Raw genomic sequence first — 7,319 nt, 5'->3', positions numbered from 1 at the left:
CGGCAAGCCTGCTCCCCTGCACCCCCGCTCCCGTTCGACTGACGCTCACGGCAAGCCTGCACCCCTGCACCCCCGCTCCCTTGCTCCCTAATACTCACCCATGTTTCCAAAGACGGTGTGGCAGAACCCAAAACTAGAGGACAATTTTCCAGTTGGGCACGCCACTGGGCGACGGTGCGGGCATGATAGGTGGGTGCGGGTTGGTCTTGTTTGAAGCTAGAGTCGTGTTCTTCATCTAAAACAATCAAACCCAATTTAGGTAAAGGAGCAAATACCGCTGAACGAGTACCAATGACCACCTGCGGTTCCCCGGTAAGCATTTGCCGCCAGGTGTCGTAGCGTTCGCCATCAGACAGAGCGCTGTGATATACGTTCACTTTTCTGCCAAATCGGGCGCGGAAACGATCGGTCAATTGAGGCGTTAAACCAATCTCCGGCACTAGGACTAAAGCAGATTTTCTCTCCTCTAAAATAGGTGCGATCGCTTGCAGATAAACTTCTGTTTTCCCGGAACCCGTTACCCCATGTAATAAAATCTGGGCAAAACCATCTAAACCCCCGATGGTGTCTAATGCATACCTTTGTGCAATTGTCAATTCTTTTGGACGATCGCCGGAGACAGATGGTTCTGCCAGCGTCCGCAAAATTTCCCTTAACTCAATTACCACATAGCCTTTTTCTTCCAGCTTTTTAATCGTTGAGGAAGTAGTCCGGCAAATTTGCAATAATTCAGTCAACCACAAATCACCACCGCGACGCCGCAACACCTCTAGGATTTCCCGTTGCCGATCTGTGAGTTCACTAAACCTGTCAGCAACTAGCGTGACGGCTTTTTGCAGCTTGGGGCGCGAAGGTTTGGGCGGTTCTAGATAACTTTCCACCCACCCCCGTTTGAGCAACTCCTTGACTCCCCGACTCGCCCCTTTTACCTGCCGTTGGAGGTAAGAGAAGCTGTAATCGCCATCGGGTTGAGATTCCAGCAGTTCTAAAATCCGACGGGCAGTCGTACTGACAAAGGTATCGCCCTGGTTGGGAATTGCAGAAGCTTTGAGGCGGATACGACGCTGCGATCGCATGAGTAATCCCGGTGGTAGCGCCCCCCGAATTACCGATATCAGGGGTGTGCAGTAATACTGCGCCACTTGTTCTAGTAGCTGCCAGTATGATGTCTGAAAAAAACCGCTACAGATGACATCCTCGACTTCCCGGATTTTATCGGATGGCAAGTCAGGGGGAGGCGAGTCTACCAATCGAATTGCGATCGCTCCCAACTGCTGCGCCCCAAACGGTACGGTTAAGATATCCCCAGAGTGAACAGACAAGTCTGGGGGCAACCGATAAGTAAATAGTCCTTGAATTCCAGGACAATCGACTAGCACCTCCACCCAGCGATTCTGACTGCCACCGGATTGATAAGACGCCCCAGGTTCTGCTAAAACCAGATTCGTCGGGGGATTAGACATCGTTCAACCTCAGCATTATGAATTTTGAATTATATAATGATGACGAATAGGAATTTTTTCATTCAGTTAGATTTGCCATCGCTGCCAAAGTACTCTCGATAGCCGCAAATCTTATCACCACGCACATCAAAGGAAACGGCTATCCGGTTTTTGTAAGGTTCTCCCCGCATTTTTCCTTCATCCCGGAACTCGAATACTACGGTTGTCTCGTTACTGGTAACGCGATCGAGGGTGACTGAAAGCCCTTGATTGAAGACTTCAGAAACATACTCGAAAAAGGCGATCGCTCGTTCTTTGCCTACATTCAATCCTTGGTAAGGACCGACAGGAAACCAGAAGGTGAAATCGTCGGTGAGCATTTCCACAAAGGGTTTCCATTCCCCTGTAGCTAAACCATGGCTAAAATGCCCAAATGCTCCCTGGGCAACTTCTATTGTATCGGGCGCTCTGTGTACCATTTTTACTCCTCTTGCTGGCAGTAGCACCGGGAGTGCTTGTCAGCACGCTACGTCTACGCTGTATCAATCGATAAGTGTAAGGGTAAGATAGCAATACCCCCTCTACTCATAAAGCTTTGAGATTGTCTAATGCTAACGCTTTATCACGCGCCGATTTCTCCTAATTCCCGCCGAGTCTGGATTACACTCCTAGAAAAAGGACTTGAGTTTGAATTGGTCGAGATAAAACTGGATGGAGAGCAGTTTAAGCCTGATTTTTTGGGGATTAACCCTTTCCACCATATTCCAGTTTTGACAGATGATGACTTTAATATCGTGGAATCCTTGGCAATTTTGGACTATTTAGAGGCAAAGTACCCCACACCTACTCTGCTGCCAAAGGATGCAAAAGAGCTAGCCATGGTGCGGATGGTGCAATTGGTGACGGTGAATGAGTTGTTGCCTTCCATGAATCCCCTGATGTTGCAGATGTTAGACTTGCCTGGAGGAGATCCAGAAAAAATCGAGCAGGCACAGCAGAAAGTTGCAACTGTGCTGAGGTTCTTTGAGAATTTGCTCGACGATCGCCCTTATTTTGGGAGTGAAACCCTCTCTTTAGCCGAGGTTGTGGCTGGAACTGTAGTTCCTTGGTTGCCGAAAGGAGGCGTTTCCTTGGGTGACTATCCCAAACTGAGGGCTTGGTGCGATCGCTTGATGGCACGTCCAGCATGGCAAGCTACCGAGGCTACACCGGAAATGATTGAAGGCTTTAAGTCTATTATTGCAGCTCGAATGGCACAGAGTAATGGGTAATCAAAATTTCGATTACCTCACCCAAGTTGCTAGTTAATTGAGAACAGATAGAGCATGAAATGTAAATGCTCTATCTCGTAATCAAAATAGGCTAAAGTTATTCTCTGGTCTACCTAATCGTGAAGCTCTATTGATCAACTGAGCTCTAAATACTTCCTGAGCGGAATCTCAACGACAAACTCAGCACCTTGTCCCCCTGCTGAATGACACCATAACTGACCCCTATGTTTTTCTACAACAATTTGATAACAAATTGCTAACCCCAAACCCGTGCCTTTACCGGTTGGCTTGGTAGTAAAGAAAGGGTCGAATAACTGCTTTTGGGTTGGCGGTGTCATCCCTGATCCGTTGTCAGTGATGCGAATAAAGACGTGAGACTTTTCAAAAAAATCCTCTCCCTGTGGAGATTCTTTCCAGATGGAGTCAGGGTTCATCCCGAAACAATCCCTCTCAACGACACCCGTCTCGATAGTAATAGTCGGTGAGAAAAGACTGGCGCTTTCTAGTGAATAACCCTTTGCCTGTGACTGATGGCTTATCATTTTTTCTTCTAGGGCATCGATAGCATTAGTCAGTAGATTCATAAATACCTGATTGAGCTGTCCGGGATAGCATTCTACAAATGGCATATCACCGTACTCCTTAATTACAGAAATTGTTGGTGCTCCGGGTTTGCCCTTCAGTCGGTATTGAAGAATCCTCAAGGTACTTTCAAGTCCCGAGTGAATATCGACCAACTTATAACCCGATTCATCGGAACGGGAAAACGTTTGTAGCGATCGCACAATTTCCCGAATGCGTTCGGCACCCACTTTCATTGAGTCTTGGAGTTTGGCAAGGTCACTCATGATAAAATCTAAGTCAATAGAATCAATCCGCTCTTTAATAACGGCTGGCGGATTGGGATAGGCGGTACGGTAAAGCTGCACCAGACTCAAGAGGTCGTGGGAGTATTCGCGGGCGTAAATCAGATTACCGTAAATAAAGTTAACTGGATTGTTAATTTCGTGGGCTACACCAGCAACAAGTTGACCCAAACTCGACATTTTTTCACTCTGAATTAACTGGGCTTGGGTGCGTTGCAACGTGTTTAGGGTTTGTGCCAGTTGAGCAGCTTGCTCTAGAGCTTGCTCAGTAGCCTGACAGCTAGCGGCGTAAAGTTCTGCCTGTTTGATCGCAATCAGCAGTTGACCTATCACCGCTTGCAAGAGTTCCACTTCACTATCACTCCAAGGGCGGGTTTCTTGACTGTGACAGCAGCTAATCACACCAACGGTTCCCGAAGGCGTCTGCATGGGCAGCAGCAAAACGGAAACAGAGCCGAGAGAACGCATAAATTGTTGAAAAATTGGGTCGCTAGCTGTCTCGACATCATCAAGTCGAAGAATTTCTAAGTTTAGGAGTTGCTGTGCCACCGAACCCAAATTGCCCACAGCATAGCAACCAGTTAGGTTAGGTAGATCTGGATTGCGAGCGCTTTGAACCACTTGCCAATAGGGTTGCTCCTCATGGGGGTGATACCAAGCAAAGTGGCAGCTATCGATTTGCAAGAGTTGGCGGATTTCATGGACGGTGGTTTCCAGAATCGTGTTCAAGTCTAAGCTGTGGCGGATTTGCGTGGATAGCTGATTCAGCAGAGCTTCCTGCCGTGCCTTCTCTCGCAACTGGGCTTCTGAATGCCGCAGGGCAGCTTCCGCAGCGCGGCGAGCACTAATATCTTGGACGACATTTAGGAAATATTTGGGATTGCCTTGGGAAGTGCGGACTAAAGAGGCGGTAATTTGTACCCAGACAGCGGAGCCATCTTTACGTCGGTAGCGTTTTTCCAGGAAATAGGTGTCTAGTTCACCGGCTAAGAGCGATCGCAAATAGGCGCGATCATTTTCCACATCATCGGGGTGGGTAATATCATGGCAGTTAAGTGCTAGCAGTTCCTGGCGCGAGTACCCAACAATGTCGCAAAATTTCTGGTTCACCCGCCGAAACCGACCATCCCTCGACATGTGCTTGATACCAACCGCTGCTTGCTCGAAGGTAGCCCGGAAGCGTTCTTCACTATCGCGCAATTGGACTTCAATTTGTTTGGATTCGGTGATATCGACAAAGGAAGCAACGGCTGCAAAGGGTTGAGTCTGGTTCGGGTGAAATAGGGGTTGTGAATTAACACTGAGCCATGTCAAGGTGCCGTCGGGTTTGTAGATACCCATCACGACATTGGTACAAGGCTTTCCGGTGCGTAGTGTCAAGCTAATCGGGTGTTCTTCAGAAGGAAAAGGCTTACCCTCTACCGTGACAGCTTGCCAGCCGGAATCTGTAAAAGTCCGTCCAATAATGCGATCGGTTGACCGTCCCAAAATACGTTCTGCTGATGCATTGCAGGTGTAAATCACCCCATTGGCATCTTGTACGACGATTCCCTCTGCCATCGCTGCGATTAACGAGCGATACTGTTGTTCTGACTCCTGCTGTAGGGATTGTGCTTGCTGACGCTCGGCAATTTCCCGTTGCAATTGTTCTATAACGGCGTTGAGAGATGTGGTTTCTGTATCACAATAAGAACTGTCTTTACGCTCAGGCTCAAAAGGTTCCATCCAGTCAAAACGTTCTTGAAACTCGGTAAACATGAGCACACCACCAATCTCACCCGTCTGAGTCCACCAAGGCTGAATTTCCCACTTGACCCACTGCCGCGAACCGTCTGGTTTGATGAAATAATCAGAATCACCCTGCTGGGATTCTCCAGCTAAACAGGATGCAAAAAATTCCCGCCATCGCTGAACGGGGTTGGGGGAAGAAGAGGTACACTTGTCTCCGTTTCCCTCTGTTGCCATCTCCTGACTCTGAAGCAGGGGAAATCGTTCGCTATGAGCGTGACCGATGAGGTCTTGATTCTCCAGAGTATAATCTGTCAGCCACTTACGAGACACCAGCAAGTAACGCAGGTCGCGGTCGAGCATGGCGACAGCGGTAGGCACGTATTCCAGAAATACCGAAAATAAGTCTGGATTGACGAAGTTAGCCGCTCGATCTCTGAGATACATGGATCAAATGCTTGATTTTTAAGGTCGAGGAGAAAACGAGTTGGATGTAGCACGCTTAAAAGCCGCTACCTCCTGATAGAGTAACGATACTGCTTGAGCGATCGCGTAGTGGGTTTGCCCTAGAAAGCAAGTCGTCTTCAACGGAAAAATTATCTGTTTTTCTGTAACAGGTATTCCCTCAAAGGGAGTATAGATGCACAACTATTTAATGACACTCGTGATCGGGAATTCCCAACCCAGAGAATCCTTAACTATAGCTTGTTGTGGACTGGTATAGGAACTGTGCCACAATAAGATGTTAAAAATAACTCGGCTCGTAGGGAATGGGGCAAATCACGAACGACTGGTCTAGCTTATTGCAACAGCTATTTGATGGAGTATCTTTATCCAGCGATCAAGCCTCGCAACTGATGCAGGGATGGTTGAATGAGGAGATTCCTCTAGTTTTATCTGGTGCGATTTTAGCAGCGATTCAGGCGAAAGGGGTTTCGGCGGAGGAACTAGCGGGGATGGCGAAGGTAATGCAGTCTCAATCGCTACAAACGACCGCTATTAACTACTCAACTCCTGTTATTGATACCTGCGGTACTGGGGGAGACGGCGCATCAACCTTTAATATCTCCACGGCTGTAGCATTTGTGGCGGCGGCGGCTGGGGTGCGAGTTGCCAAGCACGGCAATCGTTCGGCATCGTCGCGGGTGGGTTCGGCAGATGTTCTGGAAGCTCTAGGCGTTAACTTATCCGCCGCACCGGAAACGGTACAATCAGCTTTGGATGAAGTAGGGGTAACATTTCTCTTTGCACGGGGTTGGCATCCGGCAATGAAAGCTGTGGCACCCCTGCGGCAAACCCTGAAAGTGCGGACGGTGTTTAATTTATTAGGTCCATTAGTTAATCCGTTGCGTCCTACGGGTCAAGTGATTGGGGTATGTGAACCCAGCTTGGTAGTAACAATTGCCCATGCCTTGAGGCAACTGGGAAGTTCAACCGCAATTGTTGTACACGGACGGGAAAAACTGGATGAGGCGGGACTGGGAGATGAATCGGACTTGGCGCTGCTATCGGCAGGTGAGGTGCGGTTATCGACTTTGAATCCCCAACAGTTGGGTTTAACTCCAGTACCTACAGGGGAACTACGCGGCGGCGATGTGGCGGAGAATACTGAAATCCTGCGGAATGTATTGCAGGGTAAGGGAACAGTAGCCCAGCAGGATGTAGTGGCGTTGAATGCTTCGTTAGCGCTGCAAGTAGGTGGAGTTGTGCCGATGGAAGATCACAAGGCTGGAATTGAAATCGCTAGGGATGTGGTGAATAGTGGTGCGGCTTGGTCGAAGTTAGAGCAACTTGTGGAGTTTTTGGGGAAAGAGTGAGGAGGAAGCGATCGCTGTTTGGATGCAGTTTAACCTGCCCTTCAAAGAATAAACCCTTGATTGACTGACAAAAGTCCTTTGCCCTCACCCTAAATCCCTCTCCCAAAGCGGGAGAGGGACTTTGAGAAGCTTCAACTCTTCCGGCTCCCCTTCTCCCACAAGGGGTGAAGGGGTTGGGGGATGAGGGGGTTAAGT

6 protein-coding genes are annotated in these 7,319 nt (G+C 48.7%); 2 read left to right on the top strand and 4 right to left on the bottom strand.

The features are described from left to right. Positions 1–1,463, bottom strand: a 1,463-nt coding sequence (priA, locus tag IQ257_RS28165) for a replication restart helicase PriA (protein ID WP_193933410.1), incomplete at its 3' end; no start/stop codon positions are given. 62 nt (positions 1,464–1,525) lie between these two features. Continuing rightward, positions 1,526–1,921 (bottom strand): nuclear transport factor 2 family protein, encoded by a 396-nt coding sequence (locus IQ257_RS28160; RefSeq protein ID WP_193881695.1) that lies wholly within the window; start codon positions 1,919–1,921, stop codon positions 1,526–1,528. 129 nt (positions 1,922–2,050) lie between these two features. Between IQ257_RS28160 and IQ257_RS28155 the strand changes: the two genes are divergently transcribed. Continuing rightward, a complete protein-coding gene (locus IQ257_RS28155; protein ID WP_193881697.1) occupies positions 2,051–2,713 on the top strand; it encodes a glutathione S-transferase family protein in 663 nt (220 codons plus the stop codon). A 134-nt stretch (positions 2,714–2,847) separates the two neighbouring features. On the opposite strand, the gene IQ257_RS28150 is transcribed toward IQ257_RS28155, so the two are convergent. Continuing rightward, complete coding sequence (locus IQ257_RS28150; RefSeq protein WP_193881699.1) at positions 2,848–5,754, bottom strand: PAS domain S-box protein; 2,907 nt, start codon at positions 5,752–5,754, stop codon at positions 2,848–2,850. An 18-nt stretch (positions 5,755–5,772) separates the two neighbouring features. Continuing rightward, complete coding sequence (locus IQ257_RS30940; protein WP_265584622.1) at positions 5,773–5,895, bottom strand: hypothetical protein; 123 nt, start codon at positions 5,893–5,895, stop codon at positions 5,773–5,775. 182 nt (positions 5,896–6,077) lie between these two features. Here IQ257_RS30940 and trpD point away from each other — a divergent pair, with 182 nt between their 5' ends. Then, the gene (trpD, locus tag IQ257_RS28145) at positions 6,078–7,124 is read left to right on the top strand and encodes an anthranilate phosphoribosyltransferase (protein WP_193881701.1); all 1,047 of its coding nucleotides are present in this window, start codon (positions 6,078–6,080) and stop codon (positions 7,122–7,124) included. Positions 7,125–7,319 lie beyond the last annotated feature (195 nt).

The organism is Coleofasciculus sp. LEGE 07092, from assembly GCF_015207375.1.
In the GTDB taxonomy this organism is placed as follows: Bacteria; Cyanobacteriota; Cyanobacteriia; order Cyanobacteriales; family Coleofasciculaceae; genus LEGE-07092.
The sequence above is the reverse complement of the archived record's forward strand: the minus strand, read 5'-3'. Positions and strand labels throughout refer to the sequence as shown.

Excerpts from the sequence above, each read along its gene's own strand:
- IQ257_RS28160 (WP_193881695.1), bottom strand. The coding sequence starts at position 1,921 with ATGGTACACAGAGCGCCCGATACAATAGAAGTTGCCCAGGGAGCATTT.
- IQ257_RS28155 (WP_193881697.1), top strand. The coding sequence starts at position 2,051 with ATGCTAACGCTTTATCACGCGCCGATTTCTCCTAATTCCCGCCGAGTC.
- IQ257_RS28150 (WP_193881699.1), bottom strand. The coding sequence starts at position 5,754 with ATGTATCTCAGAGATCGAGCGGCTAACTTCGTCAATCCAGACTTATTT.
- trpD (WP_193881701.1), top strand. The coding sequence starts at position 6,078 with ATGGGGCAAATCACGAACGACTGGTCTAGCTTATTGCAACAGCTATTT.